This window comes from Fusicatenibacter saccharivorans (assembly GCF_015557635.1).
Classification (GTDB): domain Bacteria; phylum Bacillota; class Clostridia; order Lachnospirales; family Lachnospiraceae; genus Fusicatenibacter; species Fusicatenibacter saccharivorans.
Window position 1 is genome coordinate 41,062 of the sequence record NZ_JADNOP010000018.1, and the last position, 19,703, is coordinate 60,764.

Sequence of the window (19,703 nt, forward strand, 5' to 3'; positions counted from 1 at the left end):
GAAAATGGCTTTATTTGAATCATATGAAAGAAGAGAGAAACAGATTCTGGCTAAGCTTGCTGAGTACGGAATCAACTCCATCGAAGAAGCTGCAGAAGTTACAAAAGCTGCTGGCCTTGATGTATACAAAATGATCGAAGGCATTCAGCCAATCTGCTTCGAGAATGCAAAATGGGCTTACACTGTAGGCGCAGCAATCGCAATCAAAAAAGGATGCCGCAAAGCTTCTGAAGCTGCTGCAGCAATCGGTGAGGGACTTCAGTCCTTCTGTATCCCGGGTTCTGTAGCAGATCAGCGTAAAGTTGGTCTTGGCCATGGTAACCTCGGTAAAATGCTTCTGGAAGAGGACACCGAGTGCTTCGCATTCCTGGCTGGACATGAGTCCTTCGCAGCTGCTGAGGGTGCTATCGGTATTGCTGAAAAAGCAAACAAAGTACGTCAGAAACCTCTGCGTGTTATCCTGAACGGTCTTGGAAAAGACGCTGCTCAGATCATCGCTCGTATCAACGGCTTTACTTATGTAGAGACTGAGTATGACTACTACACCGGAGAACTGAAAGAAGTATTCAGAAAAGCATACTCCGATGGACCGCGTGCGAAAGTTAACTGCTACGGCGCTAACGACGTTCGCGAAGGCGTTGCTATCATGTGGAAAGAGAACGTTGACGTTTCCATCACCGGAAACTCCACCAACCCGACTCGTTTCCAGCATCCAGTTGCAGGTACCTACAAAAAAGAGCGTATCGAAGCTGGTAAAAAATACTTCTCCGTTGCTTCCGGCGGTGGTACAGGACGTACTCTTCACCCGGACAACATGGCAGCAGGTCCTGCTTCCTACGGTATGACCGATACTATGGGACGTATGCATTCTGACGCTCAGTTTGCAGGTTCTTCTTCTGTACCGGCTCACGTAGAAATGATGGGTCTCATCGGCGCAGGAAACAACCCAATGGTTGGTATGACTGTTGCTGTAGCTGTTGCTGTTGAAGAGGCAGCAAAAGCTGGCAAATTCTAAGATTAGCCAAACCTTGCGTAAATAAAATTATTTGAGCAAAAAAGAAGCGCCGCGGGATTTTCCGTATGGCGCTTCTTTTTTGCTGCTTTCGATATCCTGCAAAATTTGGCGTGCAGATTGCAGGAACGATGTTTCAAACACATGCTATGTTATTTTGATCCATGCACAAAAAACGCCTCTGAACCCAAAACGTTTCAGAGGCGTTTTTTATATCATTCTAAGCATTATTTTGCAGCGATAAACTTCTTTGCAACCAATGTCTCTGCACAAAGTACTGCTCCGCCTGCTGCGCCGCGGACCGTGTTGTGGGACAGACCTACGAATTTCCAGTCGTAGATGGAATCCTCTCTTAAACGGCCTACGTTGATTCCCATACCGTTCTCGTAGTTGACATCCAGTGTTACCTGCGGACGGTTATCTTCTGTCATGTAACGGATGAACTGTTTCGGTGCGCTTGGCAGATTCAGCTCCTGCGGAAGGCCTTTGAAGTTCTCCAGTTTTTCGATCAGCTGCTCTTTCGTCGGTTTCTTGCGGAATTTTACGAAAACAGCTGCGGTGTGTCCGTTTAATACCGGAACACGGATACACTGACAGGTGATCTTCGGCTCAGTTGCTTTTACGATCACGCCGTTTTCAATTTTACCCCAGATACGAAGCGGCTCCTGCTCGCTCTTCTCTTCTTCTCCGCCGATGAACGGGATGATGTTTCCTTCCATCTCCGGCCAGTCTTTGAAGGTTTTTCCTGCTCCGGAAATTGCCTGGTATGTGGTTGCAACCACTTCATATGGCTCGAACTCTTTCCATGCCGTTAATACCGGTGCATAGCTCTGGATTGAACAGTTCGGTTTTACAGCGATAAAGCCTCTCTTGGTTCCCAGACGTTTTTTCTGAAACTCGATAACATCGAAGTGCTCCGGGTTGATTTCCGGAACTACCATCGGAACATCCGGTGTCCAGCGGTGTGCGCTGTTGTTGGAAACAACCGGTGTCTCGGTCTTTGCATATGCTTCTTCAATCGCTTTGATCTCATCTTTCGACATATCAACAGCGGAAAATACAAAATCTACGGTAGATGCCACATGCTCTACATCATTTACATTCATCACAACGAGCTTTTTCACTGCTTCCGGCATTGGAGTATCCATTTTCCAGCGTCCGCCGACTGCTTCCTCATATGTTTTTCCGGCACTTCTCGGACTTGCTGCCAGGGTCACAACTTCAAACCACGGATGGTTCTCCAGCAGAGAAATAAATCTCTGTCCTACCATACCGGTTGCTCCTAAAATTCCTACTCTCAATTTCTGCTCCATTGGTTTCATCTCCTTGTTCTTCTGTGGCGTACATTTGTGCGTCTCATGTCATACTATACCAATTTTTTCAAAATTGCAACTGTTTTTTCAATTTTCCTGTAAATATTTTTTATTCTGCTCGATGACAGCCTGCATCGCATCTGCTCCCGGCGCACCGATCGTGTTGCGTCGTTCTACGCAGTTCTTCATGCTGATGGCATCATAAATATCATCCTCGAAGACCGGGCTGATCGCTTTGTACTCTTCGAGTTTCATATCATCAAGGGAGATTCCTTTGTCAATGCAGTACAGAACGAGACGGCCGACAATGCCATGTGCATCGCGGAACGGAACGCCTTTTCCAACAAGGTAATCAGCTGCGTCCGTTGCATTCGTGAAACCGTTCTTTGCACTGTTCTCCATGCGGTCTTTTTTGAAGCGCATGGTAGAAAGCATGCCATTGAACAGAGCCAGGCATCCTTTTACGGTGTCGATGGCATCGAAGGTCAGCTCTTTATCCTCCTGCATATCTTTGTTGTACGCCAGCGGGATTCCCTTCATAGTGGTGAGCATTGACATCAGAGCTGCGTAAACGCGGCCTGTTTTTCCTCGAACAAGCTCTGCGATATCCGGATTCTTTTTCTGCGGCATGATACTGCTTCCGGTGCTGTATGCGTCGTCGATGTCCACAAACTGATACTCATTGGTATTCCAGATGATGATCTCCTCGGAGAAGCGGGAAAGATGCATCATAATCGTAGAAAGAGCACTGAGGAGCTCAATGACATAGTCACGGTCGGATACGGAATCCATGCTGTTTAAGGTCGGGCCGTCAAAGCCGAGCAGCTCTGCTGTGTAAGCGCGGTCCAACGGATACGTCGTTCCAGCCAGCGCACCGGAACCGAGCGGACAGTAATTCATTCTCTTGTAGATGTCTGCAAGGCGGCCTCTGTCGCGGCGGAACATTTCAAAATATGCGCCCATGTGATGTGCCAGTGTGATCGGCTGTGCTTTCTGCAGATGGGTGAATCCCGGCATATAGGTGTGAATGTTCTCTTCCATGATTTTTTCGAGTGTTACCAGCACCTCTTTGACGAGTGCATCAATCTCGGTGATCTCATCGCGGACATAAAGTTTCATATCGAGGGCTACCTGGTCATTGCGGCTTCTTCCGGTGTGCAGCTTCTTTCCGGCATCTCCGATGCGGTCAATCAGGTTTGCCTCCACGAAGCTGTGGATATCCTCATACTCGCTGGTGATTTTCAGTTTTCCGCTCTCTACGTCGGCAAGAATGCCTTCCAGTCCTTCCAGAATCTGATCTCTTTCGTCTTCTGTCAGAATGCCCTGTTTTGCCAGCATCTTTACGTGTGCCATGCTGCCTTTGATGTCCTGTTTATAGAATTTCTGATCAAAGCTGATGGATGCATTAAAATTATACACTAACTTGTCGGTCTCTTTTGTAAACCGTCCGCCCCATAACTGTGCCATTTTCATTCCTCTTTTCCTGTAAGTTTTTTAAATTATCATGTATTATTATACAAGACTCCCCTCTTCCTTTGCAAGTCAAATCACCTACTTTCCCGAATTTCGGCGTTTTGTGTAGTTTTTTTCCAGCCAGCCCAAGATGCCGTACAATCCTGCCGCAACGAGGCAGAGGATCAGGATGGACAGGATTACCCAGTCAAGTCTGAACAGATTTGCCCACCTTTTTGCGGCAGAGACGCTCGTCAGCCGCCCGATTTGCCTCTATCCAGAGCTCTTCAGAGACGATAGCAGGAATTTTCCCCGCATAGACGTACTGCCCGCCCGGCGGTGTAGGGAGCGTTTTTCCGGTGTTAAAATCGTAATGCTTCCTGTTCATGACTACGGTGCCTTTATTCATGGGATTCCGCACCATGCGGATAATGTCTGTTCCAGAGAATGGTTTTCCGGCGCGGCTGCGGACGCCCTCTGCTGCCAGAACCGCCGCAATTTTCCGTCCGCCGAGACCGTCTGCACAGAGTTCGTACATACGGCGCTTCACTGCGGCCTCCTCCGGGATGATCTCAATCGCTCCGTCTGCCGTCCGCCGGTAACCATAACTTTTTGAGGTCAGCACCGGCTTTCCATTATTCTGCTGCCGTTTCTGGTGCGCCAGATTCATCTTCTTGCTCAGCTCCCGGCTGTACTCCTCCGCCAGAATCGCCTTAATGCCGGTCAGAAGCGCGTCTTCCGGCGAATAGAATGTGTTCTCCAGATAAAAATACAGCCGCTTTCCGGCGCAGTTTAAGCGGTCTGCGAACAGATACCAGTCCCGCGTGTTCCGCATCAGGCGGTCCTGCGACTTGATTACGACGACATCAAACCGGTTCTGCTCGAGATCCTCGTACAGGCGGTTATATTCCCGTCTGCCCTTCCGGCTCGTACCGGAGCGGCTCTCCACGTAGGCATCCACAAGCCTCCATCCTCTTGCCCGGATTGCCTCTTCCGCCTCCGCCGCCTGCCTTACCAGCGCATCCTTCTGGTTTTCCTCCTCGGTGCTGCACCTTGCATAATAAACCGCACGCAGCTTCTCCTCTTCCATCTCCTGTCTCACTTTCCAGATGCTTCTCTTTACTATATAGAAAAAAGGACCGGAAAGTTCCGACCCTCTTTTTGTAATTTCTTTTTACGGATTGCACCGTCCGCACGGCTCATAGCCTTCGGCGATCAGGTCCTCGCGCGGTCCCTGATATGTCGCCTTGTTTTCATCCTTAATCGAGCTGACGCTGGAGCATGACGGCAGGTGGAATTTCATGCTGGATGTGTTCATGACATATTCCTGCTGATCCGTCATCGTTCCGCTGCTTTCGCTTAACGTGCTGTCTCCCGTTGCATAATTAATCGAGATGCCCGGCTGATTGTTGTATGCGAAGATATGGAAGGAAATGCCCTCGCCGTCATCTTCCATGGAAAGTGCCTCCATCTCCACACCGTCCGCTACAAGGTCGTCCCCGGTAAAAATTGGTGTAACGCGGTACAGCACATGGTTTCCGGTCTCTTTGACGTAGTCGGCAACCATGTTTTCAAACGGCAGCATGCCCTCGACATTCAGATAACGTGTTCCAGTGATCAGATTCTTCTCGTTTGCATTCTCACCGGTCAGCTGGTATCCGATCAGATGGCAGCGGTTGTACAGATATTTACCTTCCACCTGATCGTATTTTACCGTATGCCAGCCCGTCGGCTTTACCTGGCCGATCGCGCCGCGCTTCTCCGTCGGCATCAGATCCTGGCCGATATTCGCCTCTGCCACGCCGCACCGTCCCAGGCTGTCCAGATTGCTGTAATGCTCGTACGACTCGGTCGTCTTTTCCTCATCGGTAAAATCCGGCTCATTTCCGTTTAAAACGACATACGGTTCACCGGAAAACTCCGGAACATCAAGAACTGAAACAGCCGTCGGTGCCTGATCAGTAATCTGGGATTCCGTCATCGTATAAGCGGCCGTAACCTCCGAACCGGAATCTGCTCTCTCCGTCGAGAGAAGATCCTGCGCCTCACAGCCGGTCAGTATCAGAACAAGAAGCGCCGCCAGCAGCAGAAGCTGTTTTCTTGGTTTTTTCATTTCTCATATACCTCTTTCGTTATTTTCTCATGGGAATAGCCTGCAAACTCCTCCTCGGACACTTTATTCCATTTGGAAAGATCCAGGTCGAATTTCCGGTCAGACGGATAATGCCGGTTCCACCAGAAAACGATGATTTTCTCTATCTTCGCTTCCACAGCCTGCAGTCCCGTATTCTCCACAAAGCAGTATTCTCCTTCGCCTGCCTGCTCCAGAAAATCTGCCGCCGCCTGAAGTGTTACCTTCCCACTCTCCTTCTGCTCCGCGAACAGCTTTTCCGAAGCCAGATTCATCCAGAGCGTTTTCCCCTCACACAGTTCGCAGATTTTTTCCGTTACCACGCGGTCCCGCGAAACGCGTCGTCCGCCAAACTGCATTCCTCTTCGTTCTTCCAGACATACGATTCCAATCATCTGTCATCCTCCCTTCTCTTGCGTGTGCATATCTGAACACCTGACTGCCGTAGATAATCAGATAGCCAAGCCCCTCTCTTGCCCCGATAAACTCTCCGATTACAACACCGACGAGGCACAGGCCGATGTTGACCTTCCACACGGCGAGCAGCCCCGGAAACGACCACGGCAGCACGACGCGGAACAGCATATCCTTCTTCGTTCCGCCGAGTGTTGCAATCAGGCGGAGCATATCCGGCTCCACACCCTGAAAGCTGCTGTAAATGCTGATCACCGAGCCGAATATCGCAACGGAAATGCCGGCCGTGATGATCGTTTTCACGTTTGCCCCCATCCACACAATGAGAAGCGGGGCGAGCGCCGATTTCGGCAGGCTGTTCAGGACTACCAGGTACGGCTCCATCACCGCAGAAAAGCGCGGAAAGAGCCACAAAAGCACAGCGAACGCCATGCCAAGTGCCGAGACGAGCAGAAAGCTGATTCCCGTCTCATACACCGTGATCCCGATATGGCGCAGAAGGTTCTGCTCCGTCAGCAGGGTCACGAACGTTTTTCCCACCCGCACAGGGCTGGAAAAGATAAACGGATCGATCCATCTCAGATCCGCCGCCACCTCCCATAATACCAGAAAACTTACGAGAAGCAAAGCCCGAAACACCCGCACCTGCTCCCGTTCTCTTTTTTTCTGCCGGAGATACGCCCTCTGAAAGCTGCTCTCCGGCGTTTTTGCCTGCTCACGCATTTTCATTCAGCTCCTTCCAGATGGCATTGAAATACGTTTTAAATTCCGGCGCACTGCGCGCTTTCATCGGCGTGCGCTCCTCCATCGCAAACCGGATCGGAATCTTTTTTTTCACATATGCCGGCCGTGCCGCCAGAACAATCACACGGTCCGCCATGCTGATGGCCTCCGAAATATCGTGTGTCACGAGAATTGCTGTCTTTCCCTCTTTTTTGATGATCTTTCCGATATCATCACAGACGTTCAGCCTCGTCTGGTAGTCGAGAGCGGAGAACGGCTCGTCAAGCAGCAGAAGATCCGGCTCCATCGCCAGTGTACGGATCAGTGCCGCCCTCTGCCGCATACCGCCGGAAAGTTCGGACGGACGGGCATTGGAAAAGGATTTCAGGCCGTATGTCTCCATCATCTCCCCGACTTTTTCTTTCCGCTCGGGTGTCAGCGTGCGCGAAATCTCAAGGCCCAGCAGAACGTTGCTGTAGATGGTCCGCCATTCAAACAGGTGGTCTCTCTGCAGCATATAGCCGATATGGAGATCCGCCTCCGTGATCGGCCGTCCGCGGCTCAGCAGAGTTCCCGCCTCCGGCTTTAAAAGACCGGAAATCAAGTTCAGGATCGTGCTCTTTCCGCAGCCGCTCGGTCCGACAAGAGCAACAAATTCCCCCAGGTTTACCGAAAAGGTCAGATCGCACAGCGCCGGTGTTTCTCCTTTCATGGTGTGATAGGACAGTGATATATGCTCTAATGACAGGATTTGATCATCCATTTTTTTGCATCCTCCTCTATCTATAAGATATCATATGCAGCTTGCATCCCAGCCGCGCTGAGGCTATAATAGAAAGGATTGAAAGATACCAGGAGGTTTGAAGATACATTATGGCCAATAAAAGAAATTACCAGAAGGAGCTGGATGCGAAGATTGCAGGACTTCACGGTGAAGTTCCGACCTTGCTGCTGCACAGCTGCTGTGCGCCGTGCAGCAGTTACGTGCTGGAATATCTGTCGCAGTATTTTTCCATTACGCTCTTTTACTATAATCCCAACATCTATCCGCCGACGGAGTACGAGCACCGCGTGGAGGAACAACAGCGTCTGATCCATTCTCTTCCCGCCGTGCATCCGATTTCCTTCTGCCCCGGCCCGTACGATTCTGACCGGTTCTATGAGCTGACACGCGGGATGGAAAATGTGCCGGAGGGCGGCGAGCGCTGTTTTGTCTGCTATGAAATACGGCTCCGCGAAGCGGCCGAAATGGCAAAGCAGCTCAAACTCGACTATTTTACAACAACCCTCTCCATCAGCCCGCTGAAAAACGCGGAAAAGCTGAATGAAATCGGAGAACGGCTTGCCGCCGAATACGGGATCCCATATCTCAATTCAGATTTCAAGAAACGGGGCGGCTACCAGCGTTCCATCGAACTTTCCCATGAATACGGCCTCTACCGCCAGGACTACTGCGGCTGCGTCTTTTCCCGCCGGGAACGCGACGCACGGGTGGCAGCACAGGAAAATGGCAACAGCTGATGTGCTCTTTGAAGTGCCTGGCCAAAAGCTCCGTCAGGATATGCTGTACGAACTGATTTTCCTGAAACTTGTAACAGCAAACGCCCTTTGCAGCAGATCTTTTTCCTGCAAAGGGCGTTCGTATTTCTGTCATATTTCTCATGATACCAGAAAACCCGCAGAACCTTACGTCCTGCGGGTTTCTAAAGAATAAGCCGAAAATCAGATTCGAACTGACGACCCCTTCATTACGAGTGAAGTGCTCTACCGGCTGAGCTATTTCGGCCTGTGAAATTCATTTCCTGAATGACACAATCATTATTATACCGTATTTTTTTGAAATTGCAAGCATTTTTTTGAAATTTATGAATCTTTTTCTAAAATTTGTTCCGCCCCACTGATTTCCCGCCGTTTCCATCCCTGTTGTTTTCACCTCCCTGGCGCAAATTTTATGCATAAACTTTGTCCTTACTTTCAAAAATCAAGGAAAACCATCCCTTTTCCTTATAAAAATTAATGTATTTTGAAAGAAAAGCATTGACAACCGCCAAAAAAGTAAGTATAGTTTTTAACTAAAGGAAGAAAGGGGCTGTTGTCATGACCATGCAATACGATAATCTGGAAGACAAGCTCAGTCAGCTTGTAGAGTATACGAAAGATTCCGGAAAGATTGATTTATCTTTATACACTGAGTACGATGTAAAACGGGGACTGCGTGATTCCACTGGTAAAGGTGTTCTCACCGGCCTGACCGAAATTTCCGATGTTATCGGCTTCGATATTGATGAGCGCACCGGCGAAAAAGTTCCGACCGATGGCCGTCTCTATTTTCAGGGCTATAACGTCGCAGATCTGATCAAAGGTATGGAAGGACGACGCTTCGGTTTTGAAGAGATTACCTATCTTCTTCTGTTCGGTTCTCTTCCGACAGAACCGCAGTTAAATGATTTCAACGAAATTTTAAGTATCTACCGCGAGCTGCCGGACACTTTTGTCCGCGACGTTGTCATGAAGGCAACCAGCAAAAACATGATGAATACTCTGCAGCGCTGTGTGCTGACCCTGTATTCCTACGACGAAAAGCCAGATGACATTTCCATTCCGAACGTCCTCCGCCAGGCTTTGAGTCTGATCGCCAAAATGCCGCTGATCGCCGTTTACGGCTACCATGCATACCGCCACTACCACGAAAACCAGAACCTGATTATCCGAAATCCGAAACCGGAGCTGTCGATGGCTGAAAACATTCTGCAGATGCTTCACCCGGATGGAGATTACACTGCTCTGGAGGCAAAGGTTCTCGATGTTGCGTTAATTCTTCACGCAGACCACGGCGGCGGAAATAACTCAACATTTACGACACACGTTGTCTCCTCCTCCGGAACCGATACCTACTCTGCTGTTGCGGCTTCTTTAAGTTCCTTAAAAGGACCGCGCCACGGCGGTGCCAACTTGAAGGTTATGGAGATGTTTGAAAATATTGAAGAGAATGTTACAAACTGGGAAGACGAAAACGAACTGCGCACCTACCTGACCAAAATGCTTGATCGTGAAGCATTCGATGGAACTGGTCTTGTCTACGGTATGGGCCATGCTGTTTATACCCTGTCCGATCCACGTTGTGTGATTCTGAAAGAATATGCAAAGAAGCTTTCCGCTGAGAAGCACCGCGAGAAAGAATTTGCTCTCTATGAGTCTGTAGAACGCATTGCCGGCGAGTGTATCGCCAAAAAGCGCCGTCTGCTCAAACCAGTCTGTGCAAATGTTGATTTCTACAGCGGTTTCGTCTACACAATGCTTGGCCTTCCAAAAGAGCTCTACACCCCGATCTTTGCTATCTCCCGTATCTCCGGCTGGTCCGCACACCGGATCGAAGAGCTTGTCAACGAAGGAAAGATCATCCGTCCGGCTTATAAATATGTCGGTCATCATCGTCCGTACGTTGCCATTGAAAGAAGAACCCCAAGAAAGACTTCCCACAGTTTTTCAAATAACTAAAAAATTATGCAAAAAGGACACCTGCCCGTACCGTTCTGGTATCGGGCAGGTGTCCTTTTATTGCCAAGTGATCTCTCGAAAAACCCGCGGAGCGTGCTTCTCATGGTTATAAACAAAACTCTGCGTTATACCCGGATCTTTGTTCCCTTGGTGTCTCGTTTTGCCAGCTTAATCTTCGCTGTCAGAGAAATCTCTTTGTCGTGATACGTGATCGTGTAATCCATCCGGCTTGCCAGCAGATACGCATGCTCTACCGCGTCGTCCTCTGCCATACGGATACCACGCACACCAACGGCTGCTTTTTTCTTCTCCGGCACTTCACTCGTAAGGAAGCGCAGAAAGACACCGTTTTTCGTCTGCAGAACCACATACTCCTGCTCCTGGCAGACCTCGGCAAGAATCAGACGATCCTCCTCGGATGAAAGCTTCGTCGCCGCGATCGTTCGTTTTACGACATCAAACTCGGATCCATCGACAAGTTTTACCATACCGGCCGCGCTGACGAACAGCAGCTTATTGTTCTTGATATTTTCCAGTGCATCGACGTAAATCATCTGCTCCTTCTGGCTGCTGTAATTTCCAAGGTTGTCGATCGGCGTTCCCTTGTCACGGAATCTTCCATACGGGATGTCCATTACTTTGATGCTGTGCATCATGCCAAGATCCGTAAAAACGCAGATCTTATCGGTGTTTTTGCACTGGAACACATATTTGTTCTCGTTGTGCACAGCCTCTTTGTTCCGCTCGTAAGCAGACGTATCGATCGTCTTCGCATAACCGAAGCGGTCCATCAGGAAGACAACATCCATCTCCTCGACCTTCGGCTCCTCAAGAACAATCGCCTCAGCATTCTCAATCGCCGTTTTCCGCTTGTGGCCATACTCTTTTTTAATCTGCGTCAGATCTTCCATAATAACTTCCGACATCGAGTCGTAATGATTTAAGATATCCTCGTATTTCGTAATCTTCGCCACAGTCGCCTCATGATCTTTTAAGAGTGCTTCCATTTCCAGTCCGATCAGTTTCTGCAGACGCATCTCCAGAATCGCCGTTGCCTGGCGTTCCGTAAAGCAGAGCTGTGCTGCCATACGCTCACTTGACTTTGATTTGAAGCGGATACCATCGGTCACACCCATAATCAGACACTCTTTGACCTGCTTCTGTGTCTTGCTTCCGCGCAGGATCTCAATGATCAGATCGATCACATCGCATGCCTTGATCAGACCTTCCTGCACCTCGCGGCGCTCCATCTCTTTGCGGAGAAGGTTCTGGTATTTGCGGGTTGCCACTTCAAACTGGAAATCAACGTGATACTCGATCACCTGTTTAAGGCTTAACGTCTCCGGTCTTCCATCTGCCACGGCGAGCATGTTGACACCGAACGTATCTTCCAGACGTGTTTTCTTGTACAGCAGATTCGTGATCCGCTCCACATCCGCGCCTTTTTTCAGTTCGAGCACGATGCGTGTTCCTTCTTTCGAGGACTGGTTGGAAATGTCGACAATTTCCGGCGCTTTCTTGCTCTCCACAAGCCCCGCCACATCGTTCAGGAACTTTCCGATGTTCGCACCGATCATCGGGTACGGAATTTCGGTGATCACAAGATACTGCTTTCCGTTTCTGCCTTTCTCCACTTCCACCTTTCCGCGGATTTTAATCTTTCCGACACCTTTTTCGTAGATCGACAGCAGGTCATCCTGATTGACGACAATACCGCCGGTCGGGAAATCCGGTCCTTTGATGTATTTCATCAGACCTTTGACGGTGATGTCATTGTTTTTCATGTAGGCCTTGACCGCATCCACAATCTCACACAGGTTGTGCGGCGGAATGCTTGTTGCCATACCGACAGCGATACCGTCTGCGCCATTCAACAGAAGGTTCGGCACGCGCACCGGCAGAACAGACGGCTCTTTTTCCGTCTCGTCGAAGTTCGGTACGAAATCGACAACGTCTTTGTCGAGATCCTTTAAATAGACCTCCTGTGTAATTTTCTGCAGTCTCGCCTCGGTGTATCGCATTGCAGCGGCACCGTCACCCTCAATCGATCCGAAGTTTCCGTGACCGTCCACAAGCGGCTGCCCTTTTTTGAAATCCTGTGCCATTACGACAAGAGCATCGTAAATGGAACTGTCGCCGTGCGGATGGTATTTACCCATCGTATCGCCGACGATACGCGCGCACTTTCGGAACGGCTTGTCGTACTGGATGCCGAGCTCATACATGTCATACAGAGTACGGCGCTGTACCGGCTTTAAACCGTCCCGCACGTCCGGAAGCGCTCGGGAAATGATGACGCTCATCGCATAATCAATATAAGATTTCTGCATAACCTCAGAATATTCGGTCCGTATAATCTGATCTTCTGATTTTTCTCTCATCTTCCTTTGTCCTTCCTGTTAAATATCCAGCTCTGCATCGGTTGCATGCTCATAAATAAATGCTTTCCGCGGCGGAACCTCGGTTCCCATCAGTACTTCCGTCACATCGGAGGCCATACGGGCATCCTCGATCTCCACACGCTTCAAAAGTCTCGTCTCCGGATTCAGCGTCGTCTCCCAGAGCTGCTCCGGGTCCATCTCGCCAAGACCTTTGTAGCGCTGCAGCGTAAATTTTTCTTTGTGTGTCTTTCTGTATTTTTCCAGTGCTTTGTCGTCGTACAGATACTCTTCTTTTCCGCGGGACGGCATTGCCTTGTAAAGAGGCGGCATCGCGATATAGACATGTCCCTCGTAGATCAGCTCCGGCATGAAACGGTAGAACAATGTCAGCAGCAGCGTTGAAATATGCGCACCGTCGACATCGGCATCTGCCATGATGATAATTTTATCGTAACGGAGCTTTGTGATATCGAAGTCGTTGCCGTAACCCTCGGAAAAGCCGCAGCCGAATGCATTGATCATGGATTTGATCTCGGCATTTGCCAGAACTTTATCAATAGAAGCCTTCTCTACGTTCAGAATCTTACCGCGGATCGGCAGAATCGCCTGGAAATTACGGTCACGCGCCGTCTTTGCGGAACCGCCCGCAGAATCTCCCTCGACGATAAAGATCTCGCACAGCGACGGATCCTTTTTCTCGCAGTTTGCCAGTTTTCCGTTCGTATCAAACGAATATTTCTGCTTGGTCAGCATATTCGTCTTGGCTTTTTCTTCGCTTCTGCGGATTTTGGCAGATCGCTCAGCGCAGGCAAGAACATTTTTCAGCACTTCGAGATTGCGGTCGAAATACAGCGGAATCTCCTCGCCCGTTACTTTTCCGGCGGCCTTTGCCGCATCCGGGTTGTCCAGCTTCGTTTTTGTCTGGCCCTCGAACCGCGGATCCGGGTGCTTGATCGAAATAACAGCGGTCATACCATTTCGGATATCCGATCCCGTAAAGTTATTGTCTTTTTCTTTTAAGACACCGATCTCTCTGGCATAGCTGTTCATAATCGTCGTAAAGGTCGACTTGAAACCGGAAATATGGGTACCGCCCTCAGCGTTGTAGATATTATTACAGAAGCCGAGCACGTTTTCCTGGAATTCGTTGATATACTGGAACGCACATTCCACGGTAATGCCCTCAGATTCCCCTTTGAAATAAATCGGATCGTGGATTGCCTCTTTGTTCTTATTCAGATCGCGCACAAAACCAACAATGCCGTCCGGCTCGTGATACGTCAGGTGCTCCTCTTTTCCATCGCGCAGATCGGAAAAATAAATGGTAAGCGCCGGGTTCAGATATGCAGTCTCATGGAGACGGCTTTTGACCTCTGTTGCGGAAAAACGTGTTTTCTCAAAGATTTCCGGATCCGGCAGGAAGTTGATGCGGGTTCCGCTGTTCTTCGTTTTTCCGATCTTCGGCAGCAGCCCATCCTCATCGAGTTCCTGTACGGCAACACCTCGTTCGTAGCGGTCGTGGTAAACCCAGCCGCCTAGGCTGACCTGTACGTCAAGATAGGTGGAAAGCGCATTGACAACCGAAGAACCGACACCGTGCAGACCGCCGCTTGTCTTGTACGCATTGTTGTCGAATTTACCGCCGGCGTGCAGGGTTGTAAAAACGAGACGCTCCGCCGGAACGCCTTTTTCATGCATGCCGACCGGGATTCCGCGGCCGTTGTCAGTCACGGTCGCCGAGCCGTCTGCTTCAAGTGTTACGTGAATGGTGTCGCAGTAGCCCGCAAGATGCTCGTCCACCGCATTGTCTACAATTTCATAAATCAGATGATTCAGGCCTTTCCGCGAGGTACTTCCGATATACATACCAGGGCGCTTACGCACTGCTTCGAGACCTTCCAGCACGGAAATACTGCTGGCATCATACGTTTCTTTTTTTGGCATAACTGTTCTATCCTCACTTATGTGTTACTGTCTTTTTCTCTTAAAAATACTTCTGTCTGTCCCATTTTGGGGCACAGTATTTTATTATATCATTTTTCTTCCCGGAATAGCAAGATTTTCTTTAGAAGAAAGAATCTCCTCCGTTCATCAGCTCCTTAAAAGAAGTCACGTAGCGGTCTGCTTCCTGCTCCATCTTTGCGCGGTTTCCTTCCCCGCTTCTGTCATACACGCCCACAGCCGCAAATCCGCCCATTTTGGCGCCGCGGATTCCCGTTAGGATATCTTCATATACCACACACGTTTCCGGCGGAAGAGACAGCTTTTCAGCCGCTTTCTCGTAGATATCCGGAAAGCCCTTGCCGCGCTTTACTTCCGAGACGGTGACAAATGCTTTAAAATACCCATAAATCCCATTTCTCTTTAAGGCCGGCTCATACAGCTCCGGGCTCGATGAGGTAGCAACCGCCATGCGGATTCCTTTTTCTTTTAAATAGCGGAGATATTCTGCTGCCCCGTCTTTTAACTCCACTTCATACGTATAGGCGTCGACCGCCATCTGATGCCACTCCTGAATCAGCTCTTCCGGCGTTTCCGGAAAGCCGAACCGTCTGATCGTGTAGCGAGCAGCCTCCAGAAAGCCGAGCGGTGTAATCGCTTCCTGATAATCCGGCGGAACCTCAAGTCCTCTCTTCTTTAAAAATGCAACATCGATGTCATCCCAGACCCGCATCGAGTCGAGCAGTGTTCCGTCCAGATCAAAAATGGCTCCTTTGTACTGTTTCATTTGTCTTCTCCTTCTCTATTCTAATCTTTTTTCTTTCTTTTTAGAACGTATTTCTGTTTTTTTAGAACATTTGTTTGTTTTATCATACCATAACTGGCAAAAAATGCAAGTAAAATGCGAATTTCGCTACTTTTTGAAATTTTTTAAATTTTTTTCAAAAAAACACTTGCATTTTCTCCAGACATCGTGTATTATAAGCGAGTACGGTTCGTTGGTCAAGAGGCTAAGACGTCGCCCTCTCACGGCGAAAACAGGGGTTCGATTCCCCTACGAACTGCTGAAGGTTTTGCAGAATCCCTTCTCTTTAAAAATTCTGTTCTATATCATACGGTTCGTTGGTCAAGAGGCTAAGACGTCGCCCTCTCACGGCGAAAACAGGGGTTCGATTCCCCTACGAACTGCTGAAGGTTTTGCAGAATCCCTTCTCTTTAAAAATTCTGTTCTATATCATACGGTTCGTTGGTCAAGAGGCTAAGACGTCGCCCTCTCACGGCGAAAACAGGGGTTCGATTCCCCTACGAACTGTTGAAGGTTTCACAGAGTTCCTTCTCTTTTAAAAATTCTGTTCTATATCATATGGTTCGTTGGTCAAGAGGCTAAGACGTCGCCCTCTCACGGCGAAAACAGGGGTTCGATTCCCCTACGAACTGCTTTTAATCGGAGCCTGCATGGCTCCGTTTTTTGCTGTGCTGATTTTTTTCTTCCTATCATAAACGCCAGCAAAAAAGCCCGGCAGTTTTCTGCCGGACTTTTCCTTTTTTCTGACAACTCTTTTATTCTGCGTAGATCTTAACCAGTTCTTTCAGCATTGCCATCGTCTTTTCCATCCCCTCAACAGTAATGTGCTCATACGGTCCATGGCATGCATATCCGCCGGTTCCGATGTTCGGGCACGGCAGACCCATGAAGCTTAAGCGTGCGCCATCTGTGCCGCCGCGGATCGGAAGAACGATCGGCTCTATGCCGGCTCTTCTGGCTGCCTCTTCGGCATTCTCAATCAGATGGTAGCAAGGACGGATCTTCTCAGCCATGTTGCGGTACTGCTCTTTGATCTCCAGTTTTACCGTTCCCTCGCCGTATTTTTCATTCATTGCTTTTTCAATCCGGCGCAGATTCTCTTCTTTTGCTGCAAATTTCTCTGCATCGTGATCACGGATGATGTACTCGGACTCGGCATGTGCCACATCGCCGGACATACTGGTCAGATGATAGAAGCCTTCATATCCTTCGGTATTTCTCGGGGACTCTGCTTCCGGCAGAAGAGACTGGATCTCGCTTGCAACAGCGATTGCATTGATCATCGTGTCTTTTGCTCCGCCTGGGTGGATGTTAAATCCGGTCACCGTGAATTTCGCTCCGGCTGCATTGAAGTTTTCGAATTCGATTTCTCCCTCTGTGCCGCCGTCCACGGTATAGGCAAACTCTGCGTCAAAGCCTGGAACATCAAAAAAGTCAGGGCCTTCACCGATCTCCTCATCCGGTGTAAATCCGATGGAAATCGGACCGTGCGGGATTTCTCCGGCAAGAAGGGCTTCTGCCAGTGTCATAATCTCTGCCACGCCCGCCTTGTCATCTGCACCGAGCACCGTTGTTCCATCGCTTGTGATCAGCGTTCTTCCGGCCAGGGATGGAAGATGCGGGAATACTGAAACTTCCAGTGTTCTTCCGCTGTCAGCCAGCTTCAGATCCTTTCCGTCATAATTTTCATGTACGATCGGATTTACCGCATGATCTGCAAAATCAGATACCGTATCCATGTGTGCGATAAATCCCAGTTTTGTCTTTCCTTCGTATCCTTTTGTTGCCGGAATTTTTCCATAGACGTAGCATTTATCCTCTACACGGACATCCGATACGCCGAGCGCTTTCATTTCTTCTGCAAGCTGGTCTGCCAGGACTCTCTGACACTCGGAAGACGGATGGGTTCCGCTCTTCTCATTGCTCGGTGTCGGCACTTTAACATAATTCAGTAATCTTTCATATGCTTTCATTTTCTTCTTCTCCTTCTTATTTCATCAGCTTCTGGATGGTTTTGCAGAGCTCATCCACGGCGCCTTCTTTTCCCTGCCGGATATCCTCCACAACGCAGGATTTGATGTGGCTGGAAAGCAGTACCTTGTTGAAGCTGTTTAATGCAGACTGGATCGCGGATACCTGGGTCAGGATATCGACGCAGTAGCGGTCGCTCTCCACCATTTCCCGTATTCCGCGCACCTGGCCTTCAATTCTCGAAAGACGGTGGATCAGATCTTTGTATTCTTTTTCGTCCCGCACTTTTTTCCGGTCGCATTCACTGCAGTGTGTACAACATTCACCCATGAGGTTTCCTCCTTGTGTTCCGTCACTCTATATACCCCGTCTGGGTATAAATTTATGATACTCTTTTGCCCAGGCTTTGTCAATCTTCGATTTTTGCCGCAAGCGCGCCGTACAGCTTCTGGTTTACCAGACTTGCCGCGCTGCACTCCGCCTCCGGCGCGTTCGCCGACGGCTCTCCGCAGAGATCGACCGCGAGCACCTTTCTCCCCGCAAGACAGTCCTTTGCAAGGGACAGCAGCTCATCCACACGCACATTTCCCTGATCCCAGTTCGTATCAAGCTCCTCCTTTGACAGAATGTCCTTATCGACCGACAGATATACCGGAAATGTTCCCGCATGGGATGCAAAAACCTCTTTGATCTTCGCCGCTCCGCTTCCGTCGTCGAGCTCTTCCTGTGTCACAAACCAGACATGCTCCATCGCTTCTGTTTCCCGCACCGACGCCTCCGGCGGGCCGATCACACAGATTCCTTTGATGTTTTGATACGCCCCGGCAGCATCCCGGATCCAGGAACCGCAGGAGAGCACCGGAAGAAGCGCCGGCGGCTGCATATCGGTATGGTGGTCGAATACGGCTAAAAACAAATCTTCTTTTTCAAGTCCCAGCAGCAATTTGCTCATATAGTGATAATTGCCGGAATCCAGAAGGCGGATCCGCGGCAGCTCTTTCGTTTCTTTTTTTCGGCCAAGTTCCGCTTCCAGAAACTGCTCCGTCTCTGGATCGAGATAACCGTCAGTTCCCCGGAGCTCTCTCAGATCCCAGATCTTTCCCGCCTGCTCCCAGGCATATCCTTCGGACTCATAAATTCCGGAAAGGCTAAAACAAAATGGTTTCATCTTCTCTTTTACTCCTGTTATTTATTTAATGGATTCAGCTTTCTTCCCGCCGTCACAAGAAGAACGGCTGATATCAGAAGCTGCAGAACGGCACTCGCCTCCGGCAGATAATGGATCAGCGGATTCTGTCCGTAATTTCCAAGCAGATAGCAGAGCTGTTCCATCTCTCTTCCATTCCCAAGCTGGCGGCTGATGATCCCCGCAAACGAGGTAAACGGATTGAAAAGAAGAAGGTAAATTACACCTCCTACATCGATCTGCTGATAAGCTGCCGTCATCTCCTGCTGCAGCAGTCCTGCGTAGTAGGCAAGCCCCGTGCAGGCGCATATTCCTACGACCAGAAAAACGACAATGACATAGGAAAGAACGGTCGCCAGTGTGGTCCGCTTAAAAACAACCGAACAGAAAATGCCGATACTGCCGACAAAAATTCCGGTCAGAAGAAGGCCTCCCGCCATCAGAAGCAGTCCGCCAAGGCCGATACCGCCGAACACCACAACAAGGGACAGCACCGGCAGTGCCGAAACCGTCAGTATCAGAACAACGCCAAGCGATGCCTCCAGCTTTCCCGTAATGATTCTCCACGGGTTCAGGTTCGTCGTCAGCAGCACATCCAGCGTTTTTTTCTCACGCTCCAGCGAAATGCTTCCTCCCGCAACCGCCGGAACTGAAAGGACGACGAGAATAAACAGAAGATACGTCATCAGAATATAGCAGTTCATCGGAACGCTGTAACTGACCGGTGCCAGATAGCCAAGCTGGCTGCTCTCCCCGAAATAGCAGACAAACGCAACCACGGCAAGCAGCAGATTGCAGACAAAAATAATCCAGGAAATCCGCGATGACCGCGAGTTCCGCTTCATTTCTTTTTCAAATACAGGATTTAACCGCACG

At 49.6% G+C, this 19,703-nt stretch carries 18 protein-coding genes and 5 tRNA genes; 8 read left to right on the forward strand and 15 right to left on the reverse strand.

Annotated elements, in window-relative coordinates:
- Nucleotides 1-4 precede the first annotated feature (4 nt).
- Both I2G42_RS13770 and I2G42_RS17060 read left to right on the forward strand, forming a co-directional pair.
- A complete protein-coding gene (locus tag I2G42_RS13770) occupies nucleotides 5-1,015 on the forward strand; it encodes a GGGtGRT protein (protein WP_022463017.1) in 1,011 nt (336 codons plus the stop codon).
- 65 nt (nucleotides 1,016-1,080) lie between these two features.
- Nucleotides 1,081-1,173, forward strand: a complete 93-nt coding sequence (locus I2G42_RS17060) for a DUF6783 domain-containing protein (RefSeq protein ID WP_368249307.1) — start codon at nucleotides 1,081-1,083, stop codon at nucleotides 1,171-1,173.
- A gap of 66 nt (nucleotides 1,174-1,239) precedes the next feature.
- Here the strand turns inward: I2G42_RS17060 and asd are convergent, their stop codons facing one another.
- From asd to I2G42_RS13805, 7 genes are all read right to left on the reverse strand, one after another.
- The gene (asd, locus tag I2G42_RS13775) at nucleotides 1,240-2,325 is read right to left on the reverse strand and encodes an aspartate-semialdehyde dehydrogenase (RefSeq protein WP_022463016.1); all 1,086 of its coding nucleotides are present in this window, start codon (nucleotides 2,323-2,325) and stop codon (nucleotides 1,240-1,242) included.
- 87 nt (nucleotides 2,326-2,412) lie between these two features.
- Complete coding sequence (gene argH / locus I2G42_RS13780) at nucleotides 2,413-3,792, reverse strand: argininosuccinate lyase (RefSeq protein ID WP_118741550.1); 1,380 nt, start codon at nucleotides 3,790-3,792, stop codon at nucleotides 2,413-2,415.
- 193 nt (nucleotides 3,793-3,985) lie between these two features.
- Complete coding sequence (locus I2G42_RS13785; RefSeq protein ID WP_195531175.1) at nucleotides 3,986-4,879, reverse strand: recombinase family protein; 894 nt, start codon at nucleotides 4,877-4,879, stop codon at nucleotides 3,986-3,988.
- A 72-nt stretch (nucleotides 4,880-4,951) separates the two neighbouring features.
- Entirely contained in the window at nucleotides 4,952-5,890 is a 939-nt protein-coding gene (locus I2G42_RS13790; RefSeq protein WP_195531176.1) for a DNA/RNA non-specific endonuclease, read from the reverse strand.
- Nucleotides 5,887-6,303 carry a ribonuclease Z gene (locus I2G42_RS13795; protein ID WP_195531187.1) on the reverse strand — a complete coding sequence of 139 codons (417 nt, stop codon included), beginning with the start codon at nucleotides 6,301-6,303 and terminating at the stop codon, nucleotides 5,887-5,889. The genes I2G42_RS13790 and I2G42_RS13795 overlap by 4 nt, the downstream gene beginning before the upstream one ends.
- Nucleotides 6,200-7,045, reverse strand: a complete 846-nt coding sequence (locus I2G42_RS13800) for an ABC transporter permease (RefSeq protein WP_118720520.1) — start codon at nucleotides 7,043-7,045, stop codon at nucleotides 6,200-6,202. The genes I2G42_RS13795 and I2G42_RS13800 overlap by 104 nt, the downstream gene beginning before the upstream one ends.
- Nucleotides 7,038-7,808 carry an ABC transporter ATP-binding protein gene (locus I2G42_RS13805; RefSeq protein WP_195531177.1) on the reverse strand — a complete coding sequence of 257 codons (771 nt, stop codon included), beginning with the start codon at nucleotides 7,806-7,808 and terminating at the stop codon, nucleotides 7,038-7,040. Before I2G42_RS13805 ends, I2G42_RS13800 begins: the two co-directional genes overlap by 8 nt.
- Before the next feature lie 110 nt (nucleotides 7,809-7,918).
- On the opposite strand from I2G42_RS13805, the gene I2G42_RS13810 reads away from it, so the two are divergent.
- Nucleotides 7,919-8,566 (forward strand): epoxyqueuosine reductase QueH, encoded by a 648-nt coding sequence (locus I2G42_RS13810; protein ID WP_117812835.1) that lies wholly within the window; start codon nucleotides 7,919-7,921, stop codon nucleotides 8,564-8,566.
- A gap of 192 nt (nucleotides 8,567-8,758) precedes the next feature.
- Here the strand turns inward: I2G42_RS13810 and I2G42_RS13815 are convergent.
- A tRNA-Thr gene (locus tag I2G42_RS13815) sits at nucleotides 8,759-8,831 on the reverse strand.
- Between the two features lie 311 nt (nucleotides 8,832-9,142).
- Between I2G42_RS13815 and I2G42_RS13820 the strand changes: the two genes are divergently transcribed.
- Nucleotides 9,143-10,543 (forward strand): citrate/2-methylcitrate synthase, encoded by a 1,401-nt coding sequence (locus I2G42_RS13820; protein ID WP_195531178.1) that lies wholly within the window; start codon nucleotides 9,143-9,145, stop codon nucleotides 10,541-10,543.
- Nucleotides 10,544-10,668: 125 nt separating this feature from the next.
- On the opposite strand, the gene I2G42_RS13825 is transcribed toward I2G42_RS13820, so the two are convergent.
- The 3 genes from I2G42_RS13825 to I2G42_RS13835 all read right to left on the reverse strand — a co-directional run bounded on the left by I2G42_RS13825 (nucleotide 10,669) and on the right by I2G42_RS13835 (nucleotide 15,652).
- Nucleotides 10,669-12,924 (reverse strand): DNA gyrase/topoisomerase IV subunit A, encoded by a 2,256-nt coding sequence (locus I2G42_RS13825; RefSeq protein WP_195531179.1) that lies wholly within the window; start codon nucleotides 12,922-12,924, stop codon nucleotides 10,669-10,671.
- Between the two features lie 18 nt (nucleotides 12,925-12,942).
- Entirely contained in the window at nucleotides 12,943-14,868 is a 1,926-nt protein-coding gene (locus tag I2G42_RS13830; RefSeq protein ID WP_117805360.1) for a DNA gyrase/topoisomerase IV subunit B, read from the reverse strand.
- Between the two features lie 121 nt (nucleotides 14,869-14,989).
- Complete coding sequence (locus I2G42_RS13835) at nucleotides 14,990-15,652, reverse strand: HAD family hydrolase (RefSeq protein ID WP_195531180.1); 663 nt, start codon at nucleotides 15,650-15,652, stop codon at nucleotides 14,990-14,992.
- 205 nt (nucleotides 15,653-15,857) lie between these two features.
- Here I2G42_RS13835 and I2G42_RS13840 point away from each other — a divergent pair.
- The 4 genes from I2G42_RS13840 (at nucleotide 15,858) to I2G42_RS13855 (ending at nucleotide 16,302) form a co-directional block, all read left to right on the forward strand.
- Nucleotides 15,858-15,929 (forward strand) — tRNA-Glu (locus I2G42_RS13840).
- Between the two features lie 52 nt (nucleotides 15,930-15,981).
- Nucleotides 15,982-16,053: transfer RNA gene (locus I2G42_RS13845), tRNA-Glu, on the forward strand.
- A gap of 52 nt (nucleotides 16,054-16,105) precedes the next feature.
- Nucleotides 16,106-16,177, forward strand: a tRNA-Glu gene (locus tag I2G42_RS13850).
- Nucleotides 16,178-16,230: 53 nt separating this feature from the next.
- Nucleotides 16,231-16,302: transfer RNA gene (locus tag I2G42_RS13855), tRNA-Glu, on the forward strand.
- A 123-nt stretch (nucleotides 16,303-16,425) separates the two neighbouring features.
- Here I2G42_RS13855 and pepT read toward each other — a convergent pair.
- From pepT to I2G42_RS13875, 4 genes are all read right to left on the reverse strand, one after another.
- Nucleotides 16,426-17,643 carry a peptidase T gene (pepT, locus tag I2G42_RS13860; RefSeq protein ID WP_195531181.1) on the reverse strand — a complete coding sequence of 406 codons (1,218 nt, stop codon included), beginning with the start codon at nucleotides 17,641-17,643 and terminating at the stop codon, nucleotides 16,426-16,428.
- Nucleotides 17,644-17,659: 16 nt separating this feature from the next.
- Complete coding sequence (locus I2G42_RS13865; RefSeq protein WP_022463104.1) at nucleotides 17,660-17,971, reverse strand: metal-sensing transcriptional repressor; 312 nt, start codon at nucleotides 17,969-17,971, stop codon at nucleotides 17,660-17,662.
- Nucleotides 17,972-18,050: 79 nt separating this feature from the next.
- Nucleotides 18,051-18,809, reverse strand: coding sequence for an arginase family protein (locus I2G42_RS13870; protein ID WP_117802460.1), 759 nt, complete (start codon nucleotides 18,807-18,809; stop codon nucleotides 18,051-18,053).
- Nucleotides 18,810-18,826: 17 nt separating this feature from the next.
- On the reverse strand, nucleotides 18,827-19,702 hold the full coding sequence (locus I2G42_RS13875; protein ID WP_055217680.1) for an ABC transporter permease: 876 nt from the start codon (nucleotides 19,700-19,702) through the stop codon (nucleotides 18,827-18,829).
- Nucleotide 19,703: the final 1 nt, after the last annotated feature.